The sequence below is a fragment of the uncultured Modestobacter sp. genome (genome assembly GCF_947486615.1).
Classification (GTDB): Bacteria; Actinomycetota; Actinomycetes; order Mycobacteriales; family Geodermatophilaceae; genus Modestobacter.
Map to the genome: position 1 here is coordinate 27,604 of NZ_CANKUD010000017.1, position 21,303 is coordinate 48,906.

The 21,303-nt window shown below is 71.0% G+C and carries 22 protein-coding genes and 1 tRNA gene; 10 read left to right on the top strand and 13 right to left on the bottom strand.

All coding sequences use genetic code 11. From position 1 onward, the window contains the following. Positions 1-346 precede the first annotated feature (346 nt). Positions 347-865 (top strand): peptidase, encoded by a 519-nt coding sequence (locus tag Q1A09_RS21680; RefSeq protein ID WP_299960151.1) that lies wholly within the window; start codon positions 347-349, stop codon positions 863-865. 1,124 nt (positions 866-1,989) lie between these two features. Here the strand turns inward: Q1A09_RS21680 and Q1A09_RS21685 are convergent. Genes Q1A09_RS21685 through Q1A09_RS21695 form a run of 3 tightly spaced genes read right to left on the bottom strand, consistent with a single transcriptional unit; the run spans position 1,990 to position 4,585 of the window. Then, positions 1,990-2,190: a hypothetical protein gene (locus tag Q1A09_RS21685; RefSeq protein ID WP_299960154.1), complete on the bottom strand. Its 201-nt coding sequence runs from the start codon at positions 2,188-2,190 to the stop codon at positions 1,990-1,992. Positions 2,191-2,246: 56 nt separating this feature from the next. Then, positions 2,247-4,007 carry a cytochrome c oxidase subunit I gene (ctaD, locus tag Q1A09_RS21690; protein ID WP_299960157.1) on the bottom strand — a complete coding sequence of 587 codons (1,761 nt, stop codon included), beginning with the start codon at positions 4,005-4,007 and terminating at the stop codon, positions 2,247-2,249. After that, positions 4,004-4,585: an MBL fold metallo-hydrolase gene (locus tag Q1A09_RS21695; RefSeq protein ID WP_299960160.1), complete on the bottom strand. Its 582-nt coding sequence runs from the start codon at positions 4,583-4,585 to the stop codon at positions 4,004-4,006. The genes ctaD and Q1A09_RS21695 overlap by 4 nt, the downstream gene beginning before the upstream one ends. A 150-nt stretch (positions 4,586-4,735) precedes the next feature. Between Q1A09_RS21695 and Q1A09_RS21700 the strand changes: the two genes are divergently transcribed. The 3 genes from Q1A09_RS21700 to Q1A09_RS21710 are packed head-to-tail and all read left to right on the top strand — an operon-like array spanning position 4,736 to position 6,793. Further along, complete coding sequence (locus tag Q1A09_RS21700; RefSeq protein WP_299960162.1) at positions 4,736-5,548, top strand: GntR family transcriptional regulator; 813 nt, start codon at positions 4,736-4,738, stop codon at positions 5,546-5,548. A 25-nt stretch (positions 5,549-5,573) separates the two neighbouring features. Next, positions 5,574-5,921 (top strand): rhodanese-like domain-containing protein, encoded by a 348-nt coding sequence (locus Q1A09_RS21705; protein WP_299960165.1) that lies wholly within the window; start codon positions 5,574-5,576, stop codon positions 5,919-5,921. Beyond that, positions 5,918-6,793 (top strand): sulfite exporter TauE/SafE family protein, encoded by an 876-nt coding sequence (locus Q1A09_RS21710; protein ID WP_299960168.1) that lies wholly within the window; start codon positions 5,918-5,920, stop codon positions 6,791-6,793. Before Q1A09_RS21705 ends, Q1A09_RS21710 begins: the two co-directional genes overlap by 4 nt. Before the next feature lie 27 nt (positions 6,794-6,820). On the opposite strand, the gene Q1A09_RS21715 is transcribed toward Q1A09_RS21710, so the two are convergent. Further along, positions 6,821-7,696 carry a sulfurtransferase gene (locus Q1A09_RS21715; protein WP_299960171.1) on the bottom strand — a complete coding sequence of 292 codons (876 nt, stop codon included), beginning with the start codon at positions 7,694-7,696 and terminating at the stop codon, positions 6,821-6,823. Next, positions 7,693-7,986, bottom strand: a complete 294-nt coding sequence (locus Q1A09_RS21720; RefSeq protein ID WP_299960174.1) for a hypothetical protein — start codon at positions 7,984-7,986, stop codon at positions 7,693-7,695. Before Q1A09_RS21720 ends, Q1A09_RS21715 begins: the two co-directional genes overlap by 4 nt. A gap of 215 nt (positions 7,987-8,201) precedes the next feature. Here Q1A09_RS21720 and Q1A09_RS21725 point away from each other — a divergent pair, with 215 nt between their 5' ends. The 5 genes from Q1A09_RS21725 (at position 8,202) to Q1A09_RS21745 (ending at position 12,221) form a co-directional block, all read left to right on the top strand. Beyond that, positions 8,202-8,759 (top strand): DUF2243 domain-containing protein, encoded by a 558-nt coding sequence (locus tag Q1A09_RS21725; protein WP_299960177.1) that lies wholly within the window; start codon positions 8,202-8,204, stop codon positions 8,757-8,759. After that, positions 8,756-9,583 (top strand): cytochrome c oxidase assembly protein, encoded by an 828-nt coding sequence (locus Q1A09_RS21730; RefSeq protein WP_299960180.1) that lies wholly within the window; start codon positions 8,756-8,758, stop codon positions 9,581-9,583. The genes Q1A09_RS21725 and Q1A09_RS21730 overlap by 4 nt, the downstream gene beginning before the upstream one ends. A gap of 30 nt (positions 9,584-9,613) precedes the next feature. Next, a complete protein-coding gene (locus Q1A09_RS21735; RefSeq protein WP_299960183.1) occupies positions 9,614-9,772 on the top strand; it encodes a hypothetical protein in 159 nt (52 codons plus the stop codon). Between the two features lie 980 nt (positions 9,773-10,752). Next, entirely contained in the window at positions 10,753-10,980 is a 228-nt protein-coding gene (locus Q1A09_RS21740; RefSeq protein WP_299960186.1) for a helix-turn-helix domain-containing protein, read from the top strand. 239 nt (positions 10,981-11,219) lie between these two features. Beyond that, positions 11,220-12,221, top strand: coding sequence for a site-specific integrase (locus Q1A09_RS21745; RefSeq protein ID WP_299960189.1), 1,002 nt, complete (start codon positions 11,220-11,222; stop codon positions 12,219-12,221). A gap of 102 nt (positions 12,222-12,323) precedes the next feature. On the opposite strand, the gene Q1A09_RS21750 is transcribed toward Q1A09_RS21745, so the two are convergent. From Q1A09_RS21750 to xylA, 8 genes are all read right to left on the bottom strand, one after another. Then, positions 12,324-12,397, bottom strand: a tRNA-Pro gene (locus Q1A09_RS21750). 104 nt (positions 12,398-12,501) lie between these two features. Continuing rightward, the gene (gene der / locus Q1A09_RS21755; RefSeq protein ID WP_299960192.1) at positions 12,502-13,866 is read right to left on the bottom strand and encodes a ribosome biogenesis GTPase Der; all 1,365 of its coding nucleotides are present in this window, start codon (positions 13,864-13,866) and stop codon (positions 12,502-12,504) included. Continuing rightward, on the bottom strand, positions 13,863-14,555 hold the full coding sequence (cmk, locus tag Q1A09_RS21760) for a (d)CMP kinase (RefSeq protein WP_299960195.1): 693 nt from the start codon (positions 14,553-14,555) through the stop codon (positions 13,863-13,865). Before cmk ends, der begins: the two co-directional genes overlap by 4 nt. A 32-nt stretch (positions 14,556-14,587) precedes the next feature. After that, positions 14,588-14,950, bottom strand: coding sequence for a chorismate mutase (gene aroH, locus Q1A09_RS21765; RefSeq protein ID WP_299960198.1), 363 nt, complete (start codon positions 14,948-14,950; stop codon positions 14,588-14,590). Between the two features lie 112 nt (positions 14,951-15,062). Beyond that, the gene (locus Q1A09_RS21770) at positions 15,063-15,980 is read right to left on the bottom strand and encodes an aldose 1-epimerase family protein (RefSeq protein ID WP_299960201.1); all 918 of its coding nucleotides are present in this window, start codon (positions 15,978-15,980) and stop codon (positions 15,063-15,065) included. Then, positions 15,977-17,050 (bottom strand): ABC transporter ATP-binding protein, encoded by a 1,074-nt coding sequence (gene ugpC, locus Q1A09_RS21775; protein WP_299960204.1) that lies wholly within the window; start codon positions 17,048-17,050, stop codon positions 15,977-15,979. The genes Q1A09_RS21770 and ugpC overlap by 4 nt, the downstream gene beginning before the upstream one ends. Before the next feature lie 113 nt (positions 17,051-17,163). Then, complete coding sequence (xylB, locus tag Q1A09_RS21780) at positions 17,164-18,615, bottom strand: xylulokinase (RefSeq protein ID WP_299960207.1); 1,452 nt, start codon at positions 18,613-18,615, stop codon at positions 17,164-17,166. Positions 18,616-18,646: 31 nt separating this feature from the next. Beyond that, positions 18,647-19,837, bottom strand: coding sequence for a xylose isomerase (gene xylA / locus Q1A09_RS21785; RefSeq protein ID WP_299960210.1), 1,191 nt, complete (start codon positions 19,835-19,837; stop codon positions 18,647-18,649). 464 nt (positions 19,838-20,301) lie between these two features. Here xylA and Q1A09_RS21790 point away from each other — a divergent pair, with 464 nt between their 5' ends. Beyond that, positions 20,302-21,294, top strand: a complete 993-nt coding sequence (locus tag Q1A09_RS21790) for a LacI family DNA-binding transcriptional regulator (RefSeq protein ID WP_299960213.1) — start codon at positions 20,302-20,304, stop codon at positions 21,292-21,294. The last annotated feature ends 9 nt before the right edge of the window (positions 21,295-21,303 follow it).

Here is a 21,303-nt window from a genome sequence, read left to right on the forward strand (position 1 = left end):
CTGCCTCCTCCGTTGCCCTCAGCAACTGGATCAGGCGCCATTTCACCCGGTCGGGTGACAGGCATGGGCAGCTTTCTGGCTTCGAGCACGATCGACGGTGTATCGCAGGGCAACGTCATGCGGTGCCCTCAACACGAGCCTCCGCTCCTGTTTCACCGCATCGCAGGGGACTGGAAGGTCGACGTGCCGGACCAGGCGAGGGAAGGGAGGGCACGAACGCGTGGCTGACGTGTGGTCCTTGGCAGTGGTGGCTGGGGCTCTCCCGGGCGCCGCGATCTGCCCTCTGCTGACCTCGTGGGGGCTCCGCCGACTGGGCCGCCGTGACCGAGCCAGCGGTCTCCTGCTGGTGGCCAGCGGCCTGCTCGGCGCGCTGGCCGGTGCGCTGACGGTCATGACGTCCGACCGGGCAGATGTCCGGGGGCTGGCCCCAGGGCTGGTCATCTGGGGATGCGCGCTGGTCGCAGCGGCTTCGTGCGACGCGGTGACCCAGCGGATTCCCACCCCGCTCATCCGGCAGGCGACCGTCGTGACCTGCGCACTGCTCGTCGGCGGCCTCTCCGTGCACGCCGACTGGCGCGGCTTGGTCCTCAGCGGGGTCGGCTCGGCAGCCGCCACCGTCTCGCTGTTGCTGTGCTGGCGGTTCGCCGGCGCCGGCTTCGGCGACGTCCGTCTGGCAGCGCTCGGTGGGCTGGGTCTCGGACACGCGACCCACGAGGGCTTGCTTCTGGGCCTCGTCGCGTTCGGGGCGATGACTGGCGTGCAGGCCGGTGTCGCGCTGGCTCGTGGAGGTACCAGACGGACGTTGATCCCCTACGGACCTGCGCTCGCCGCCGGCTTCCTCATCGCAGCAACGTGCCGACCTTGAGGAGACCGGTAGCGAGCAACGCTGTGAAGGCCAGCGGACGCGGATCGTCCAGGTGAGCTGCGACGGCACAGGCCTCGCAGCGCATGCGACGCGACAGCACTCATCAGTTGGACCACCAGGACGCCGCCTGACGCTGGAGCGACCTTCCCGCTCTCGCTGTCGGCCGGCGCTGCGTGCATGCCGCACCCGCGCCTCGGCGACGTCGCTGAGCTGCGCCTCCTGGTGGGACACACGGCCGGGCGCCCGCCTGCGACGTTGCTCTCCGCGTCACGTTCTGCATATTCTCGACCTGTGTACTTGGGATTCACGCCGAACCGGCCCACGTTCTGTGTGTGCCTCTTCGCGGTGACCCCGCTCCTGGTCGACGACCGACTGTGTCCGGGCGGCACGTCCCACCGCTGAGATGTCACTCAGCGGCCTCGCGTCCGCCCGCACCGCCGTCGAAGGACCTTCGTTGACTGAGCTCACCACGCCCGTTCCCACGTCTCTGCCACTCCCCCGACCCGCCGCGGGCGCTACGTCCCCCGCCACGCCGGTCGCGGACAGCTCTACGCCAGCCCGCCGATCGCGGTGGCAGCTCCTGGCCTCTGCCGTCGCAGACACACACCGGGCTGCCGTTCCGTTCTGAGCCGGCACCACGCTCGCGAGAGACCAAGGCACTCTTCGGCGACGGGTGCTCGCATCCCGACGACGACCGAGCGCAGTACCGCGGACGTCGGTGACGAGCAGGGGCCGACGGCCATGCCCGGGTTGGTTCTCAGGTCGATCCCATCAAGGGCGTGAGACGGACCGGCGCGGGACCGCCCCGCCGAGCATCTCGGGTGGCGTAACACGTCGAGATCATCCGGGCCGACGATGCCGCGGGTGAGGTCGTTCCAGTCGGGCCCGAGTACCGGCAGAAGCCCGAGCAGAGAACGTCTACGGACCGGGCGAGGACGCCGACCAGCTGGTCACGGAGAAGGCGGAGGCAGGCAACCTCCCATCAACGCATGTGCGACGCCGGCCGGGTCACAATCGGCAGCGGGAGGCGTCCACGCTCGGAGCATTGGTCGGCAGCAATCGCCCGTCGACTTTCAGCCAGGCCCCCGACTCCGCTCGTTGCTGGGCGCCGGCAACCCGCTCGGTCAGTCGTTGCGGTCTCCCCGCTCATCCAGACGATCCCGATCGTGCTCCACCGCGGGCTTGCTCTCGTAGTTCTCCGGAGCCCACGACAGCGGGCTCTTGCGCTTGAGGGTGCCGTTCCTCTTGGTCCACCACACGGTGTTGCCGATCCACACCGCCAGGATGATCACGATGAGGACGAGACCCACGATCGTCCAAGTCATGTCTCACGTTCCATTTCTCTCGAAGTGCACAAGACGCGTGGCCCAGACGCGTGGCGTCAGGTGGGGTCCTTGTCGTCGGGCCCCTGACGCGCGCCGCCGGTGATGCCGGCCTCCTTGGCGTAGGGGGCGTTGTGCCGACCGGCGTGCGCCTCCATCTGCAGCCGGTCCATCAGGTGCGGGTAGTGCAACTCGAACGCCGGTCGCTCCGAGCGGATCCGCGGGATCTCGACGAAGTTGTGCCGCGGCGGCGGGGACGAGGTCGCCCACTCCAGTGAGTTGCCGTGACCCCAGGGGTCGTCGCGCAGCGCCAGCCGGCCGTGCTTCCACGACTTCACCACGTTGTAGATGAACGGGATCGTCGAGGCGCCGAGGATGAACGACCCGATCGTCGAGATGGTGTGCATCGTGGTGAAGGAGCCGCCGCCGTCGGTGGCCAGGTAGTCGGCGTAGCGGCGCGGCATGCCCTCATTGCCCAGCCAGTGCTGGATGAGGAACGTGGCGTGGAAGCCGACGAAGGTCAGCCAGAAGTGCAGCTTGCCGACCTTCTCGTCCATCATCCGGCCGCACATCTTCGGGAACCAGAAGTAGATGCCGGCGTAGACGGCGAAGACCACCGTGCCGAACACGGTGTAGTGGAAGTGGGCGACGATGAAGTAGCTGTCGTTGACGTGCCAGTCCAGTGGAGGTGCGGCCAGCAGCACCCCGGTCAGGCCGCCGAGCAGGAAGGTGATCAGGAAGCCCATCGAGAACAACATTGGCGTCTCGAATGTCAACTGACCACGCCACATGGTGCCGATCCAGTTGAAGAACTTGATGCCGGTGGGGATGGCGATGAGATAGCTCAAGAAGCTGAAGAACGGCAGCAGCACCGCACCCGTGGCGAACATGTGGTGCGCCCACACCGCGAGCGACAGCGCCGTGATGGCGATGAGTGCGAACACCATGCCCTTGTAGCCGAACAGCGGCTTCCGACTGAACACCGGAATGATCTCGCTGATCATCCCGAAGAACGGCAGGGCGATGATGTAGACCTCTGGATGGCCGAAGAACCAGAAGAGATGCTGCCACAGCATCGGCCCACCGTTCTCTGGCGCGAAGACCAGGGCACCCAGGTGCCGGTCGGCCAGCAGCGCCATCAGCGCGGCGGTCAAGATCGGGAATGCCAGCAGGATCAGGATGCTGGTGACCAGGGAGGCCCAGGTGAACAGGGACATCCGGAACATGGTCATGCCCGGGGCCCGCAGGGTGGCGATGGTGGTGATGAAGTTGACCGCTCCGAGGATGGTGCCCAGGCCGCTGACCACCAGGCCGGTGATCCAGAGGTCGCCTCCTGCGCCCGGGCTGTGCGCACCGGTCGACAGAGGGGTGTAGGCGTACCAGCCGAAGTCGGCCGCCCCACCGGGGGTGAGGAATCCGCTGAGGACGAGAGCGGCCCCGAAGAAGAACAGCCAGAACGAGAATGCGTTCAGTCGGGGGAAAGCGACATCGGGCGCGCCCAGCTGCAAGGGCATGATCAGGTTCGCGAAGGCGAAGAACATCGGCGTCGCGAACAGCAGCAGCATCACCGTGCCGTGCATGGTGACCAGCTGGTTGTACTGCTCGGGTGAGAGGAACTGCAGCTCCGGCCGGGCCAGCTCAGCTCGCATCAGCAAGGCCATGAACCCACCGATCATGAAGATCGTGAAGGACGTGACCATGTACATCAGGCCGATGGTCTTGTGATCGGTGGTGCGCAGCAGACCGAGCAGCCGCGACCCCTTCTCGGCCTCGTGGGCCGGACTGGGCCGGCTCACGATCGGCGCCGGAGCGATGGTCATGCGGTCTCCTCATGATGAGCCTGAGATGCGAGACGACGGCGCCACGTTCTGGACGCACCAGCTGTTCGGGACCGGTAACGATGCCCAGGTCCACGCACCAGCTGAACTTGTTCGAACTGTAGCGATCGCGCGCTGGTCAGCAACCGGGACCGGCCCCGCGGTCTGCCGCCGGCCAAGGCCGTGAACACGGCAGGAGCAGCCGACCCGTCCTTGCCGCGGACGACATAGGACAGGTGCCCGTGCGTGTGCCCGGGGGTGGCCAACGGGGTCACGGCGAGCCCGCCGACGGTCAACCCATCACCATCGCCGACCTTCGCGTCGCCGACGTCGATGTCCTCTCCCACCGGCACCGCGTACCGCGCTCCGACCGCCGCCGCCAGCGCAGCGCCGCCGGTGACGTAGTCGTTGTGCCGGTGGGTCTCCAGCACCAGGTCGAGCCGGAGGCGCTTGCCGGCCAGCAGAGCCTGCACCCGGTCGATGTCCCGCTGTGGATCCACGACGAGCGCCGCCGACCCGTCATGGACGACGTAGCTGCTGTCGTCCAGCTCGTCGGTGGGGATGACCTCGATCTGCACCATGCTGGACCTCCGGGGCTTGCAGATGTCCGGACAACTCCTGTAGAGATGACCGTACACCTTCAGGACTCGCACGCAAACCCGCTCCAGAAGCGCGAGGCGTGGAGCCCCTGACGCGAACGGACGACCTGATGTCACCGGACGAGGAGTGTCATGACCATGGGCCCCACATCGGGCGAACCCGGCTCAGGGCGCCTGGTCCGCAGGGCGGGCACGCCGCTGTGGCGTCAGCTCGGGACCGATCTGCGCGCCCGACTGGACCGAGGCGACTTCTCCGGCGGCTTCCCCGGAGAACTGGAACTGGTCGAGCAGTACGGCGTCAGCCGGCACACCGTGCGCGAGGCGCTCCGCCAGCTCCGGGCTGAGGGGCTCCTGGACGTTTCACGAGGCCGGCGCGCACGCCTGGCCACGCCTGACACGGTGATCGAGCAACCGACGGGGATCGTCTACTCGCTCTTCACGTCTGTCGAGGACAACGGACTGGAGCAGCTGTCCGTGGTGCGTGTCCTCGACATCCGGGCCGATGGGGTCGTCGCACCCCGACTTGGCCTGGAGGAGTCCACCCCACTGCTGTACCTGGAACGACTGCGTCTGGCCGGCGGATCACCGCTGGCGCTCGACCGGGTCTGGATGCCGGCGTCGGTGGGCGAGCCCCTGCTGGAGGCCGACTTCAGCCGCACCAGCCTGTACGACCAGCTCTTGGCCGCCACGGGTATCCCCATCACCGCCGGCGAGGAGACGGTGCGGGCAGTCATCCCCACCCCGGCCGAGCACCGAACACTGCATCTGCAGGCGCCGTCGGCTGCCTTCGCCGTCGAACGGGTCGGCATCAGTCACGGCGTCCCGATCGAGTGGCGACACACCCTGATCCGCGCCGACCGCTTCGCGCTCACGAGCGCACTCACCTCTGCGCCGGGGACGCACGAGAGGCCCGGCGGCCTGATGTTGATCCCCACGTACAGCTGACTCGCGCCCTGGAAGGAGACCGGACATGCCGAACCATCGCGACAGACTCCCCGACGTCGACGCACAGCAGGCGTCAGCGATGCTCGAGCGCGGCGAGGCGCTACTCCTCGACGTCCGCGAGCCGCAGGAGTGGGCCACCGGCCACGCCCCTCGAGCCCAGCACCTCCCGCTGAGCAACCTTCGCCCGGAGTCACTCCCCACCGACCGGCCGATCATCGCCGTCTGCCGCTCCGGCAATCGCTCGGGGAAGGCCGCCGACCTGCTCGCCGCGGCCGGCGTGCCCGTGCACAACCTCACCGGCGGCATGAAGCGGTGGGCCGAGAGCGGCCTCCCCGTGGTCACCGACAGCGGGCAACCGGGCACGGTCGCGTGATCACAGCCGCCGCGGCCGGGCTCGGCCTGCTGATCGGACTGAGCCTGGGCGCTCTCGGCGGCGGCGGTTCGGTGCTGACCGTGCCCGCGCTCGTCTACGTCATCGGCCAGGACGCACAGGCGGCCACGGCGAGCAGCCTCTTCATCGTCGGCATCGCCGCCGCCGCCGGGGCGCTGGGACACCCCCGCAGCGGGCATGTGCGGTGGGGCATCGGCCTGGCCTTCGGTGTTGTCGGGATTGCAGCGAGTCTTGCCGGCACCGCGGGCAACCGCCTCGTCGACCCCAACGTGCTGCTGCTCTCCTTCGCCGTTGTCGTGCTCATCGCGGCGGCTGGGATGCTGGCCCAGATCCGACGATCCACGGACGACTCCGCTGCCGAGCGGAGGCTCGTGCACTCAGGTGGGACCGCGGCCGGAACGTCACCCGCGCCTCGGCGTGAGCCGCCGCGAGCGACATCCGACAGCGGAGTCGGCGGCACCGACCGCCGGTTGACCGCTGCGCGTGCCGGGAAGGTCGTGGCCGCTGGTCTCCTGGTCGGCTTCATGACCGGGTTCTTCGGCGTCGGCGGCGGTTTCGTCGTCGTGCCGGCCCTGGTCCTCGCCCTCCGGATGCCCATGCAACAGGCCGTCGCCACCTCGCTGCTGGTCATCGCGCTCAACTCGACGAGCTCGCTGCTTGCCCGGGCCGGCTCCGCGCACTTCGACTGGTCCGTCATCGTGCCGTTCACGCTCGCAGCGGTCGCTGGTTCGCTGGCTGGGAAGAAGGTCGCCGACCGCTTCTCCGGTATGGCCCTCACGCGCGCCTTCGCCGTACTGCTGATCGCGGTTGCCGTCTACACCGCGACCTCGAGCATCATCGGGCTGGCCAGCTGACCGTCTGCGCGACCGGCCGCTGCATTGTCAGCCGGTGAATCCCGCTGGCAGCGTCCCGGGCTCGGGACCGAGCTGGATGGGCATGCGCATCATGCTCCCCCACTCGGTCCACGAGCCGTCGTAGTTGCGCACCGGTCGGTGGCCGAGCAGTTCATGCAGCACGAACCAGGTGTGGGCGCTGCGCTCACCGATCCGGCAGTAGGTGACGACCTCGGTGTCGGGGCGCAGGCCGGCGGCGGCATAGATGTGACGCAGTTCCTCCACCGGCTTGATGCGCCCGCGCTGGTCGATCACGGTGTCCCAGGGGACACTGCGCGCACCGGGGATGTGCCCGGCCCGGTGCGCGACTTCGCCGGAGAACTCCGGCTCGGTCAGCCAGTCACCGACGTACTCCTCAGGGGAGCGAACATCGAGCAGTAGGCCGGTGCGTGCCGCCTGCACCGCGTCGGTCCGCTCGGCTCGCCGTTCCTCCCGGAAGCTTGGAGACGGTACGGACACGTTGTCGGGCGTACCCGGCACGAGCTGGGTCAGCGGCAGCTTCTCGGCGAGCCAGGCCTGTCGTCCGCCGTCGAGCAACCGCACGTCGGGCAGGCCGTAGCTGGTGAACAACCAGTAGCCGTAGGCGGCCAGCCAGTTGTGGAGGTCGCCGTAGAAGATGACCGTGCTGCTAGGCGTGATGCCGAGGCGCTGCCAGAGCCCGACCATCGCCTCCGGGGTGGGCGCGTCACGGTGCACCGCATCTTGCAGGTCCCCCGCCAAGTGCACCGAACGGGCTCCGGGCAGGTGCCCCAGGTGGTAGAGACCGGGCCGGTCGTCGACCTCGATCAGCACCTGGTCCGGCTGGTCCAGGCGGCGCGCGACCCACTCAGGGCTCACCAGCGGGCTCGTGTCCTCAGCGCTCACGGGCCCACGCCTCGCAGGTACTCCTCCACCAGCCGGTGCCCTTCGGCGGTGAGCACCACGCGCTCATCCCCGCGGCGCAGCGGTGCCCGGGTGCCGACGAAGAAGCCACCGAGCCCGCGCGCGTCATAGCCCAGCGCGCGGCCCAGCGGAGCGAACTGCGCCGCGGGGAGGCCGTGACGGCCGTGCTCGTAGACGTCCACGAGCAGCCGGTAGTAGCGGTCGGGCCGCGTACGCGCTGGTGGGGGCACCTCCCCGCCGACCCGGCCCAGTGCGACCTCGACACGGTCCAATCCCTCACGCAGTCGGACGATCTCCGCCCGTGCGACACCGACGGCGTCGTTGTCCCCGCCTACAGACCGGCCGTGGGCCATCAACTTGCTCTCCGTTCAGCAACTCGCTCGCATGTGTGGAACCCGGGCTCGCGGGTAGGGCGTTGCTCGTCCCTCCGAGCCCTGGACACGGACTCCATACCGATTCCCGGTCGGTGTGAACCCACGGAGCGCACATGTCCACACGGATTAACGACGCCACCACACCCAGCCGCCGGCAGGTCCGCGGCATCGGGCTACCCGGCACGATCCTGGGCCTCGGGCTGGGAGGTTTTGTCGACGGCATCCTGCTGCACCAGATCCTGCAGTGGCACCACATGCTGACTAGCACCGACACCGACAACATCGGGCTGGACTACTACCCCGCCGACACGGTGCACGGCTTGGAGATCAACACCCTCTGGGACGGGTTCTTCCACACCTTCACCTGGCTGAGCGTGCTCATCGGGCTCGGCATGCTCCACTCCCGGGTCACCCACTCTCGCGGCCGAGTCTGGGCCTCCCGGGTGCTGTGGGGCTGGATCCTGGTCGGGTGGGGGGTGTTCAACCTGGTCGAGGGCATCATCGACCACCACATCCTCGGCATACACCACGTCCGCAGCGGTGAGTACCAGACCTGGTGGGACATCGGCTTTCTCCTCCTCGGCGCGCTGCTCGTCCTCGGCGGCTGGCTGCTGCAGCACAGCGGCAAGCCGATCGATCTGAGCGCAGACGCTGACCATCCGGCGCGATGACCACCGCCCACGAGATGCACCAGCACGGCGCCGTCGGAGTCTGGGAGGCGTTCCTGCCGGTGGCCGCGTTCGCCGCCACGGCCACCGTGTACCTGGTGTGGGCCGGACGGCAGCGCCGGGAGCCCCGCGGCTGGAGCTCGTGGCGGACCGGGTCCTTTCTCACCGGCCTGGCGCTGCTGGTGCTGGCGCTTGTCCCGCAGCTGTCGCCGTTCCCGGCCGGCACCTTCCACGGCCACATGTACCAGCACCTGCTCATCGGCATGTACGCCCCGATCGCGCTCGTGCTCGGCGCCCCTGTCACGTTGCTGCTGCGCTCGGTCCGCTCGTCCACCGGCCGGGCAATAGGGCGGCTGTTGCGCTCTCGGCCGGCGCACCTGATCGCCAACCCGATCACGGCGCTGGCGCTGAACCTCGGCGGCCTGGCGGTCCTGTACTTCACCCCGCTCTACGACGCCACCGCCGCAAGTCCGGTCCTCCACCACCTGGTGCACCTGCACTTCCTGGCCGCGGGCTACCTGTTCGCCTGGGTCATCGCCGGCCCCGATCCCGCACCGCACCGCCCGTCGGTGCCCACTCGGCTCGTGGTTCTCGGAGTGGCGATCCTCGGCCATGCAGTGCTGTCCCAGCTGCTCTACGCCGGCGCCCTCGTACGGGTCTCCGTGCCGGCGGGCGAGCTGCGCGCCGGAGGGGATCTCATGTACTTCGGCGGCGACATCGCAGAGCTGCTCCTCGCCTTGGCGCTTGTCAGCACGTGGCGCCCGCGGCGAACAACATCGCCCGGCGCGACTCGGCCCGCGCGATCCGCTCTCTCACAACCAGCCTGATCCCACCCGACAACCGACGACAGGAGCAGCATGACGAACCACCAGGAAGAACCGCGACCGGAAGACCGCGCCTCCGACGGCCCGCGCCTCAAAGGCAAGCGCGCTCTCCTCGTCGTCGCGTCCGCGGTATTGGGCGCAGCCGTCGTGGTCGCCTTGGTCTGGATCATCCTGTACAACGCAGCCAGTTGAGGCGCCCCTGGTCCGTGAAACGAGCTCAGGAGCGACGGATGCGGCCGTCCGATCCTGACGCATCTGTCACCCGGACTCGCTCTGTCTGATCATCTGGCCCCTCCCATGCACGACCCGGTGCCAGCGTGTCTCAGGAGAGGGCTTCAGGCCCCGTGAACCACCAGCGGGTAGGGCGGGCGATGGCCGTGGTCAGGATCGCCGGAACCCGACTGCGCCGCCGGACCCGCAACGCGCGAGCCGTCCGACCAGCTGGCGCTTGACCTACTGGAACGAGACGTCGGCGCCGACGAGCCCGACCGTGTGCCCGAGCCAACCGTGCGCAGGTCGGGGGACATCACTCGGCCGACCTGTAGCGACGGCAAGAACCAGTGCGTGGCCACGGGGCTCGACCGCCTCCTGTCTGGACGCCTGTTGATCTGAGGGCGGGATCCCGGCTCCTGCGGCGGCACAGCTCCGTGGCTGCGCGCTCCTGTCGGAGGTAGACGCCTCCGTCGGTGGACGCTGGCCGACCCGGACCGGGCCCAGTCGCACCGTCATCTCGGAGTTCCCAGCCGGACAATCACAGGCCGATGCACGAAGCGGACCACCGAGACCGACCTGCGTCTGGTGAACGCCAGTGCAGCGAGTCGGACCGCGTCGATCTGCCCGATAGGCACGCGCCCGGGCGCTCCTCTCGAAGCTCGCGGTGTTCGTCGTCAGGTCCATCGCGGTCAGGTCCATCGCGGCGGACGTACCTCGGGTCCTCCTGCGGCAGGCAGCCGACGGACGCATCCTGGCTCGCCGTAGGACGTGACCACCTGCGCACCCGCTCTGCACCTGCACGCGTTCTGGCAGGCGGGTCGGAGTCGGTCGGGCCCTGATCCATCCACGCCTCCTGAGGCCAACGGCCGCAGGTGTCACCGGGAGCGCCGGAAGAGTGCCTCTCCAGGCAGAGGTGTGGTCGCACGGGAGAACCGCGCCATTCTCGGACGGAGCGCGACGTGGACGAACCGCAACTGCTCCGGGATGGGCTGGCGGAGCATCCGTTGCTCCTGACCACTGCAGACGCCGCCACAGTCCTCAGCATCAGCCGCACGACCGTGTACACGCTGATCAAAGACGGCGCACTGCGTCCTGTGCACATCGGACGCAGTTGCCGGTTGTCCCGAACAGAGCTCCTGCGCTACGTCGACGGACTCGAGACTCATCGCGAAACCGAACCGCACTGACTGCGATCCACCGCCTCGTCAGCCGGTCCCCCCGACGCTCGCGTCCTCATGCCAGCTCCGTCACCACGACGGCTGCCCGACGGATGCGCTGACGGCACAGGAGACACATGGTCAAGCGCGCGAACGGCGAAGGATCCATCTACCGGCGTCCCGATGGGACGTGGTCCGGACAACTCAGCCACCGTGACGATGCCGGTCGGCTCAACCGACCGACGGTCTATGGCAGGACGAAGGCCGAGGTGCGCGAGAAGCTGGCCGATGCCCAGCAACGCCTCGACACCGGAGCTCCCTTCCGGGACTCGAGCGTCACCCTCGCGGCGTGGCTGGACGAGTGGGTCACCACAGCGCTCCCGGCCAGCAGCCGCAAGCAGGCCACCGTGGACCTCTACACGTCCGTCGCCCGCAAGCACCTCGTTCCCTCGCTCGGCCGCCGCCCCCTGCACCTGTTGCGCCCCTCCGACGTGGAAGCCGTCGTCCTGGCCAAACGACGCGAAGGCCTGTCCGCCTCCACCGTCCGGACCATCTACACCGTGCTCCGCGCGGCGCTCGACACCGCGGTCCGGGACGGGCTGCTGCGCGACAACCCGGCCGCCAAGGTGCGGCGACCGACCGCGCAACGGAAGGAGGCCGCCCACCTGGACGCGGCGGCTGCGCGTCGTCTCCTCGACGCGGTACGGGGCGACCGGCTCGAGGCGCTGTTCCGGCTCATGCTCGCCACCGGGCTCCGACGCGGCGAGGCGCTCGCCCTGCACTGGTCCGACGTCGATCTGGACAGGCAGGTCCTCCGCGTCCGGTGGACCCTCAACCGGACCTCGCGGGGCCTCGAGCTGGGCGAGCCGAAGACGACCAAGTCGCGCCGCAACGTCCCTCTGCCCACCTCCGCTGTCACCACCCTGAGGAGCCACCGGGAGCGTCAGCACCAGGAGCGCACCTTCGCTGGCGACAGCTGGGTCGAGAGCGACTTCGTCTTCAGCACCGAGATCGGTACCGCACTGGAGCCACGGAACGTCCTGCGACGGTTCGAGCAGCTTGCCCGGAGGGCGGGGCTGCAGGGCGTCAGCCTGCACACCCTCCGCCACACTGCGGCAAGCCTGCTCCTGGCCGCGGGCACGCACACCAAGGTCGTCCAGGAACACCTGGGCCACTCCTCCTACGCGATCACCGCGGACATCTACAGCCACGTCACCCCGGCCCAGCAACGGGAGGCCGCCGACCGCCTGGACGACGCCCTCCCCTGGTGACAGGCAGCGGCGAGATCGGCGGTTGCAGTACCGGTTGCAGTACGAACGGGAAGAGGGGCCCCGTCCATTCGGACGGGGCCCCTCTGACCTGCAACTTCTCGGTCGGGCTGACAGGATTTGAACCTGCGACCCCTTGACCCCCAGTCAAGTGCGCTACCAAGCTGCGCTACAGCCCGAGCTCCGAGTCTCCGGCGGAAGCCGCCGGGCGCTCGATCGCTGCCGGAGAAGGTTACCTCACCGGCTCAGCCGCCCCGACGGCCGGGCCCGGCCCCCGGAGCCGCTACTTCTTCTTGTCGCTCCGGGCGTCGCGCACCTTGATCGAGACGTCGATCGGGGTGCCGTGGAAGCCGAACTGCTCGCGCAGCTTCCGCTCCAGGAACCGGCGGTAGCCGGCCTCCAGGAACCCGGTGGAGAACACCACGAACCGCGGCGGCCGGATGTCGGCCTGCGTCACGTACTTGATCTTCGGGGCGCGACCGCCACGGGCCGGGGGCGGCGTCTCCTGGACCAGCGCGCGGATGAAGGTGTTCAGCTCCGCGGTGGGCACCCGGGTCTCCCAGCCGGCCAGCGCCATCTTCAGGTGCCCGGCCAGCTTGATGACCCCGCGCCCGGTGGACGCCGAGATGTTCACCCGGGTGGCCCACTTGATCCGGGCCAGGTCGCGGTCGATCTCCTTCTCCAGCTGGGCGTGCCGGTCCTCGTCGACGGCGTCCCACTTGTTGAAGGCGATGACCAGGGCGCGGCCGGCCTCGATCACCTGGGTGATCACCCGCTGGTCCTGCTCGCTGATCACCTCGTCGGCGGCGAGCAGCACCACGGCCACCTCGGCGGCCTCGATCGCGGCCTCGGTGCGCAGGCTGGCGTAGTACTCGGTGCCGCTGGCGGTGTTGACCTTGCGGCGCAGCCCGGCGGTGTCGACGAACCGCCACTGCTCCCCGCCCAGGGTGACCAGCGAGTCGACCGGGTCGACGGTGGTGCCGGCCACCGAGTCGACGACCGAGCGCTCCTCCTTGGACAGCCGGTTGATCAGGCTGGACTTGCCGACGTTGGGCCGCCCGACCAGCGCCACCCGGCGGGGTCCACCGAGGTCCTCGGTCTCCCGGGGGGCCTCCGGCATCGCGTCCAGCACCAGGTCCAGCAGGTCACCGCTCCCCCGGCCGTGCAGCGCGCTGACCGAGAACGGCTCGCCCAGGCCCAGCGACCACAGCTCGGCGGCGGTCGACTCACCGCGCTCGTCGTCGACCTTGTTGGCCACCAGGATCACCGGCGTGGTGCTGCGGCGCAGCACCCGGGCGGCGGCCAGGTCGGTCTCGGTCACCCCGACCGAGGCGTCGACGACCAGCACGATCACATCGGCGGTCTTCATCGCGTACTCGGCCTGCCGGGCGATCGAGGCGGCCATGCCGGTCGCCTTCGGCTCCCAGCCGCCGGTGTCGACGACGGTGAAGGACTTGCCGTTCCACAGCGCCTGGTACGGGATCCGGTCCCGGGTGACGCCGGGGACGTCCTGGACCACCGCGGCGCGGCGGCCCAGGAACCGGTTGACCAGGGTGGACTTGCCGACGTTGGGGCGTCCCACGATGGCCACCACCGGCAGCGGACCGGTCGGCTGGTCACCACCGGGGACGTCGGTGTCGGTGCTCATGCGGGCTCTCCTACTGCAGTGCGGGCCAGGTCGAGCACGCGCTCGACGACGGCCTCGCGGTCCAGCCCGGTGCTGTCGACGACGATCGCGTCGGCAGCAGGGCGCAGCGGGCTGTCGGCCCGGCTGCTGTCGTACTCGTCCCGGCGGCGCAGGTCCGCCGCGATCTCGGCGATCCGGGCCGGGTCGGTCACGCCCAGCTGCCCGGCCCGCCGCTGGGCGCGCGCCTCGGGCGCCGCGGTCAGGTAGACCTTCAGCGTCGCCTCCGGCAGCACCACGGTGCCGATGTCCCGGCCCTCGACGACCACCGCGGTCGCCTCGGCGACCAGCGACCGCTGCCGGTCCACCAGCAGCCGGCGCACGGCCGGGACGGCGGAGACCGGCGAGACCGTGCGGGTCACCTCGGCGCCGCGGATCCGCTCGGCCACGTCCACCCCGTCGACCAGCACCAGCTCGGCGTCGGCCGTCGTCCCGACCTGGATGTCGGCGGCGGCGACCGCGCGGGCGACCGCCTCGGGGTCGGTCAGCTCGACCCCGGCGTCCAGCACGGCCACGGTGGCCGCGCGGTACATGGCGCCGGTGTCCAGGTAGGCCGCACCCAGCCGGGTGGCGACGTCGCGGGCGACGCTGGACTTCCCGGTGCCCGAGGGCCCGTCCAGGGTGACCTGCCCGCGGAACTGCTCTGCACTCACGACGCTCTCTCCACTCACTGCGTTCCCGGCACTCACTGCGCGATGTCCCGGCGGAGGGCGACCGCGCCCCGCAGGTAGACGTGCTGCACCTCGGCGCGGGACCGGTCGGTCTCCACGTGCGCCATCAGTCGCAGCACCCGCGGCAGGGCGTGCGGGACGGCGATCTCGGTGGCGCACATCAGCGGCACGTCACCCAGCCCCAGCTCCCGGGCGGCCAGCGCGGGGAACTCCGACACCAGGTCGGGGGTGGCGGTGAACAGGATGCTGATCAGGTCCGCGGGGTCCAGTTCGTTGCGCTCCAGGACGGTGCTGACCAGCTCGCGGGTGGCCTCGAGGACCTCGTCCCGGTCGTCGGCGGCCACCTGCGTGGCACCCCGGATGGCTCGGACGGGCACAGCACTCTCCTCGATCGATGCGGCACCCGGGTCGCCAGGCACCTCGGTCGAGTCTACGGAGGCCGCGCCACCCGCTCCGCCCCACCGCAGGACGGTGGGGCGGAGCGGCGGCTCAGCCGAGCGGGGCGATGCCCCAGACGGCGGTGGTCGACTCCCCCGGCTCCAGCCGGCGGACGCCCGCACCAGTGGCCAGCGCGTTCGGCGGGCAGGTCATCGGCTCGACCGCCAGGCCCCGGCGGCGCCGCGGCTCGGGCACCACGTCGCCGGTGAACACCTGCAGGTGGTCGTAGGCGCCGTCCATCCAGACCGTGGCGCCGCGACCGTCCGGTCCGGCGAGGTGCACCCGGGCCAGCCCGTCGTCGTCCCGGGCCAGGTCGGTGAAACAGTGGTCGATGACCAGGTCACCGATCTGCCGGCCCTCGCGCAGGTCGTACGGCGTACCCGCCACCGGGACCGAGCCGGTGGGCAGCGCCCGCTCGTCGGTCTCCAGCCGGGTGGCCCCCGGCGCGGTGAGCGTGCAGTCGTCGACGTGCAGCCCGGCGCCGGCGGCGAGGTAGGGGTGGTGCCCCTCGCCGTAGGGCAGCGGCACGTCGCCGCAGTTGGTGGCGGTGGTCTCCACCCGCAGGCCCGCCGCGGACAGCTCGTAGCGGACCCGCAGCATCAGGGTGAACGGGTAGCCGGGCTGCGGGTGCAGCAGGTGCTCCAGGGTCACCGCGTCGCTGGACCGGTCGACCACCTGCCAGGCGGCGAACCGGACCAGCCCGTGGATGGCGTTGCCGGTCTCCGCCTCCGACAGCGGGGTGACGTGGTCGGCACCGTCCCAGGTGTACCGCCCGGCGTCGAGCCGGTTGGGCCAGGGCGCGAGCACATGCCCCCGGGCGTTGCCGGCCATCTCCCGCTCGCCGAAGCCGTCGACCAGGTCGCGGCCGCCGTCCCGGTAGGTGCGCAGGCCACCGCCGACCTGGACGACGACGACCTCCGCCCCGGCGGAGGTGAGCCGGTACTGCTCACCGGTGGGGAGCACCGTCATCCGAGGCGCTCGCCGCTGGTCGTGTCGAACAGGTGGACGTGTCCGCCGCGCGGCAGCACGTGCAGCACGTCGCCCTTGCGGGGCGGCGTCCGGCCGTCGACGCGGGCGATGATCTCGTGCTCGGCGTCGCCGACCCGGGTGCGGCCGTAGACGTAGGCGTCCGCGCCCAGCTCCTCCACGACGTCGACCTCGACGGGGAGCCCGGAGTCGGCGAGCTCCAGGTCCTCCGGCCGGACGCCGACGGTGACCGTGCGGCCGGCCGTCCGGCCCAGCACGTCCCGGGCGACCGGGTGGACGGTGTTCCCGAAGGCGACCCCGCCGTCGGTGTGCTCCAGCTCGAACAGGTTCATCGCCGGGGAGCCGATGAAGCCCGCGACGAACACGTTGGCCGGGGTGTCGTACAGCTCGCGGGGCCGGCCGACCTGCATGAGCAGGCCGTCCTTGAGCACCGCCACCCGGTCGCCCATGGTCATGGCCTCGGTCTGGTCGTGGGTGACGTAGACCGTGGTCACGCCCAGCCGGCGCTGCAGCGAGGCGATCTGGGTGCGGGTCTGCACCCGCAGCTTGGCGTCGAGGTTCGACAGCGGCTCGTCCATCAGGAAGACCTGCGGGTTGCGCACGATCGCCCGCCCCATCGCCACCCGCTGCCGCTGCCCGCCGGACAGCGCCTTGGGCTTGCGGTCCAGGTAGGGCCCGAGGTCCAGCAGCTTGGCCGCCTCCTCCACCCGGCTCCGGCGCTCCTCCTTGCCCATCCCGGAGATCTTGAGCGCGAAGCCCATGTTCTCGGCCACGGTCATGTGCGGGTAGAGCGCGTAGTTCTGGAACACCATCGCGATGTCGCGGTCCTTCGCGGGGACGTCGGTGACGTCCCGCCCGCCGATCAGGATGCGTCCGCCGTCGATGTCCTCCAGGCCGGCGAGCATCCGCAGCGAGGTCGACTTCCCGCAGCCCGACGGGCCGACGAGCACGAGGAACTCCCCGTCCTCGATCTCCAGGTCGATCGCGTCCACCGCGGGGCTCTGCGCCCCCGGGTAGAGGCGGGTCGCTTGGTCGTAGGTGACAGACGCCATTGTGGTCCTCCTACCGGCAGGAACGTGCCGGACGATCCGAGTGGGTGGGTCACGGTCGTGCGCGTGCGGTGGTGCGGTGGTGCGCTCGCGTGGGCGCGCCGGCGTCGTGCGGGTCAGACCCGCGCGGCGGTCATCTCCCGGACCTCGGCGTAGCGCTCCCGCACGTGCGGGACCGGGTCGGCCTGGTAGGTCTCGGTGCTCGTGGTGGGCCAGACCGGCGGGGTGTCCCCGCCGGCGAGCGTCCAGGCCGCCTGACGGGCGGCGCCGTCGGCGACGTACTCCCCTGGCGGGGGGACCAGCACGGGGACGCCGAGCACCGCCGGGGCGAGGCGGCGGACCGCCTCGGACCGGGCGCCACCGCCGACCAGCAGCACCCGGCGCACCGGGTTGCCGAGGGCGGCGATCGCCTCCAGGCCGTCGGCCAGGCCGCACAGCAGCCCCTCGACCGCGGCCCGGGCCAGGTGGGCGGGGTCGCTGGTGGCGAGGGTGAGCCCGTGCAGCGCGCCGGTGGCGTGCGGGCGGTCCGGCGTCCGCTCCCCCTCCAGGTAGGGCACCATCACCAGCCCGCCGGAGCCGGCCGGTGCGGTGAGCGCCAGCCGGGAGAGCTCGTCGTGGTCGACCCCCAGCAGCCGGGCCGTGGCGTCGAGCACCCGGGCGGCGTTCAGCGTGACCACCAGCGGCAGGAAGTTGCCGGTGGCGTCGGCGAACCCGGCGACGGTGCCCGAGGGGTCCGCCGAGGGGGTGGTGGAGACGGTGGAGACCACCCCGGAGGTGCCGATGGAGAGGACGACGTCACCCGGCTCGGCGTTGATGCCCAGCGCCGCCGCGGCGTTGTCGCCGCTGCCCGGGCCGAGCAGGGCGCCGCCGTCGGCGGCCAGCGCACCGGCGGCCACCTGCCCGGCGCGCTCGGCCGGCCCCAGCACGCGCGGCAGCACCGGCACGTGCCCGAGTGCCCGCTCCAGCAGGTCGGTGCGGTACTCCCCGGTGAACGGCGACCAGTAGCCGGTTCCGCTGGCGTCGCCCCGGTCGGTGACCAGCGCGTCCAGGCCCGGCGAGCCGGCCAGCTTCCAGGTCAACCAGTCGTGCGGCAGCGCGACCGCCGCCGTCCGCGCGGCGTTCTCCGGCTCGTGCTGGGCGAGCCAGCGCAGCTTGGTGACCGTGAACGAGGCCACCGGCACCAGGCCGACGGCGTCGGCCCAGGCCCGGCGGCCGGCGCCGTCGTCCCCCCCGCCACCGACCGCACTGCCGAGCTCGGCGATGAGGTCGGTGGCGGCGCCGGCCGACCGGGTGTCGTTCCAGAGCAGGGCCGGGCGCACGACCTGGCCGGCCTCGTCGAGGCAGACCATGCCGTGCTGCTGACCGCCGACGGCGACCGCGGCGACGTCGCCCAGCCCACCGGCCGAGTCGATCGCCGTCCGCAGCGCCGCCTCCCAGGCGGCGGGATCGACCTCGGTGCCGTCGGGGTGCGACGCCCGGCCCTCACGGACCAGGGCGCCGCTCTCGGCGTCGCGCACCACGACCTTGCAGGACTGGGTCGACGAGTCGACCCCGGCCACCAACGTCACGTCGTCTTCCCCTCGCCCCGGCCCGATGTGCTCAGCGAGCGCCGAGCAGGTGCTCGATCATCAGCTGGTCGACGCGGACGACACCCGCACCGCGCTTGGCCACGGTCTCGGCGTCGAAGTCCTCGAACGCCGAGCGGTCGGCCAGCAGGTCCTCGAAGGACTCGCCGGCGGCCAGGGTGGACTGCCGCAGCTCCGGCACGCGGGCGGCGGCCAGCGCCTCCTGCACCTCGGGGTCGGCGCGGAAGGCCGCGGCCCGCTCCTTGAGCAGCAGGTAGGTGCGCATGTTGGCGGCGGCCGAACGCCACACGCCGTCCATGTCCTCGGTGCGCAGCGGCTTGTAGTCGAAGTGCCGCGGGCCGTCGTAGGCCGGGGCGCCGTCGGCGCCGCCGTTCTCCAGCAGGTCGACGGTGGAGAAGGCCTGCAGCAGGTCGCCGTGGCCGAACACCAGGTCCTGGTCGAACTTCGGGCCGTGCTGGCCGTTGAGGTCGATGTGGAAGAGCTTGCCCGCCCACAGCGCCTCGGCGATGCCGTGGGTGAAGTTCAGGTTCGCCATCTGCTCGTGCCCGGTCTCCGGGTTGAGCCCCACCAGGTGGGAGTGCTCGAGCTTGGCGATGAAGCCCAGCGCGTGCCCGATGGTGGGCAGGAAGATGTCGCCGCGGGGCTCGTTCGGCTTGGGCTCCAGGGCGAAGCGCAGGCCGTAGCCGCGGGCCTCGGAGTAGGCGGCCAGGGTGTCGATCGCCTCGGCGTAGCGGTCCAGGGAGGCGATGAGGTCCTTGGCCATGTCGACCTCGGCGCCCTCGCGGCCACCCCACAGCACGTAGGTCTGGGCGCCCAGCTCGGCGGCCAGGTCCATGTTCCGCATGACCTTGCGCATCGCGTAGCGGCGCACCTCGCGGTCGTTGGCGGTCAGACCGCCCTCCTTGAACACCGGGTGGGTGAACAGGTTCGTCGTCACCATCGGGACGACCAGGCCGGTCTCGTCGATGGCGGCGCGGAAGCGCTTGATGTGCGCGTCGCGGGCGGCGGTGTCGCTGCCGAAGGGGATCACGTCGTCGTCGTGGAAGGTGACGCCGTAGGCGCCCATCTCGGCGAGGCGGTGCACCGACTCGACCACGTCGACCGGCTCACGGGTGGCGGTGCCGAACGGGTCGGCGGCCGGCCAGCCGACCGTCCAGAGACCGAAGGTGAACTTGTCCTCGCGGGTGGGCGTCAGGTCAGGCATCGGGCAGTTCCTCTCGAGTACTCGGGAGCAGGAGGTCGTCCCCGCCCAACGGCGTGGGACCGGAGCCGGCGGGTGGTGCGACCGGTGATCAGGTGCTCGACGGCGAGGGCGGCACGGACAGTGTCACCCTCCGGTCGGCGGGGGGCCAACGGCACCGGCCGACCCGCCGGGTCGGAGATGTGGACCGAAAGTTGCGGGCGGTTTTCGACAACGTAAGACGCGACCGGTGCAGTGTCAACGGGATCACACTGGCAGATCCACGCCGCGCCCAGACCAGCCGTCCTCCGCTCGTCCTCAGCCGGCACTCCCCTGCCAGCCCCCGGGCTCGCACGCCCCGTGGCTCCCGATCGGGTGCACGGCTGCCGAAACACTTTCGATAGAGATCGGCCGAAGTTACGATGCCCGCGCCGGCCCCCGGCGCCCACCCGGGCCGGGCATCGCGGTACGACCCCCGGGAGCGCCTCGTGACACAGCACGCGAACCGACCCACGCTGGCGGTGATCGCCGCCGCGGCAGGTGTCTCGTTGCCGACCGTCTCCAAGGTGCTCAACGGCAAGCAGGACGTCGCGCCGGCCACCCGGGCGCACGTCCAGCAGGTCCTCGACCAGCACAACTACGTCCCCCTGACCCCCCGGTCGCCGGCCCGCCCGCTCGTCGACGTCGTCTTCACCGCACTGGACAGCCCGTGGGGGATGGAGATCCTGCGGGGGGTGACCGAGGCCGACCTCGAGGTCGTGGTGACGACCAGGTCGCGGTCCTCCGCCGGGGACTGGGTGCAGGAGCTGATCACCGGCGGTCGTCAGGGCGCCATCGTGGTCACCTCGCGCCTGACCGCGGCCGACCAGCGGCGACTGGGCGGCTCCGAGCTGCCGGTCGTCGTCATCGACCCGGTCGACATGCCCGGCCCGGAGGTGCCCAGCGTCGGCGCGACCAACTGGTCCGGCGGCCTGGCCGCGACCGAGCACCTCATCGAGCTCGGTCACCGGCGGATCGCCGTGATCGGCGGGCCGGAGGACTACCTCTGCAGCCGGGCGCGCATCGACGGCTACCGGGCCGCCCTCGATCGGGCCGGCATCCCCGTCGACCCGGCGCTGCTGCGGCACGGCGACTTCCACCACGAGGGCGGGTACGAGCAGGCGCAGGTGGTGCTGGCGCTCGCTGATCGCCCCACCGCCGTCTTCGCCGGCAGTGACGAGCAGGCCTTCGGTGTGCTGGAGGCCGCGCGCCAGGCCGGCCTGTCCGTGCCGGGTGACCTGAGCGTGATCGGCTTCGACGACCTGCCGATGGCCCGCTGGTCCTCCCCGCCGCTGACCACCGTCCGTCAGCCCCTGGCCGACATGGGGCGGATGGCCGGGCGCATGCTCCACGACCTCATCACCGGCGCCCGCCTGGACACCCAGCGGGTCGAGCTGGCCACGCAGCTGGTGCCCCGGGCCTCCACCGCCCGCCCCTCCTGAGCCCTCGCC